We start from the raw sequence: 1,391 nt of genomic DNA on the forward strand, positions 1-1,391 counted from the left end.
TTCATCGGGATTCCTCCGTGGATACCCCCGCCTTCAGGCGGGGGAGGAAACGGACTCCTGCGGAGCAGGGCAGGGAAAGCCGATTCGCCCTCCGGGCGGACCGGCGTCCATCGCCAACGGTGAGCATGTGGCCACAAGTTGTGATGATAGTTTGTGAGTCATGGCCACTCGCGTGAAGCGGGCGTTCAAGTACCGCTTCTATCCGACCGATGCGCAGGCAGCCGAGCTGTCGCGCACCTTCGGATGCGTGCGCAAGGTCTACAACATGGCACTCGCCGCCCGCACCGAGGCCTGGGCGCGGCAGGAGCGGGTCAACTACAACCAGACCTCGGCCATGCTGACCGCGTGGAAGAAGACCGAAGAGCTGGCCTACCTCAACGAGGTCTCCTCCGTCCCGCTGCAGCAGGCACTGCGGCACCTGCAGACAGCCTTCGCGAACTTCTTCGCCAAACGCGCCAAGTACCCGCGGTTCAAGGTGAGGAAGAAGTCGCGGGCGAGCGCGGAGTACACCTCTTCGGCGTTCCGCTTTTGCGACGGCCGCCTGACGCTGGCGAAGATGGCCGACCCGCTCAGTATCGTCTGGTCGCGTCCCCTGCCCGACGGGGCATCGCCGACCACGGTGACCGTCAGCCGGGATGGCGCGGGTCGCTGGTTCGTTTCCCTGGTGTGCCAGGACCCGTCCGTCAAGCCCCTCGCGGCCACCGATGCGGCGGTCGGCATCGACGTCGGCCTGGACCACCTGCTCACCCTGTCGACCGGGGAGAAGATCACCAACCCGCGGCACGAGCGCCGCGACCGCGAGCGCCTGGCCAAGGCCCAGCGGGAGTTGTCCCGCAAGGCCAAAGGGGAGGGCGCCAACCGGCGCAAGGCCCGCCAGAAGGTCGCGAAGATCCACGCCCGGATCGCCGACCGCAGGCGCGATGTGCTGCACAGACTGACCACTCGACTCGTGCGTGAGAACCAAACGCTCGTGATCGAGGATCTGACCGTACGCACCATGGTCAAGAACCGGAGCCTGGCCCGCGCCATCAGTGACGCCGCGTGGTCGCAGTTCCGGAGCATGCTGGAGTACAAGGCCCACTGGTACGGGCGGGACGTGGTCGCGGTCGACCGCTTCTTCCCCTCCTCCAAGCTGTGCTCCCACTGCGGCACCCTCCAGCCGGAGATGCCGCTGAACGTCCGCACCTGGACGTGCGACAACTGCGGCACGGCCCATGACCGGGACGTGAACGCGGCGAAGAACCTTCTGGCCGCCGGGCTGGCGGTGTCTGTCTGTGGAGCTGGTGTAAGACCTCAACGGAGAACTCCGGGCGGGCAGTCGGCGATGAAGCAGAAAACCCCACGGCGCGAGCCGTAGGAATCCCCCTCGTTCACGAGGGGGAGGAAGTCAA

Annotated in this window: 1 protein-coding gene; it reads left to right on the forward strand. The window is 66.6% G+C overall.

Features of this window, described 5'->3' with window-relative positions; all coding sequences use genetic code 11:
- The first annotated feature begins 160 nt into the window (after nt 1–160).
- Nucleotides 161–1,357: an RNA-guided endonuclease InsQ/TnpB family protein gene (locus FNH04_RS45975; RefSeq protein ID WP_152792147.1), complete on the forward strand. Its 1,197-nt coding sequence runs from the start codon at nt 161–163 to the stop codon at nt 1,355–1,357.
- Nucleotides 1,358–1,391 lie beyond the last annotated feature (34 nt).

This window comes from Streptomyces phyllanthi (assembly GCF_009377205.1).
GTDB classification, from domain to species: Bacteria; Actinomycetota; Actinomycetes; order Streptomycetales; family Streptomycetaceae; genus Streptomyces; species Streptomyces phyllanthi.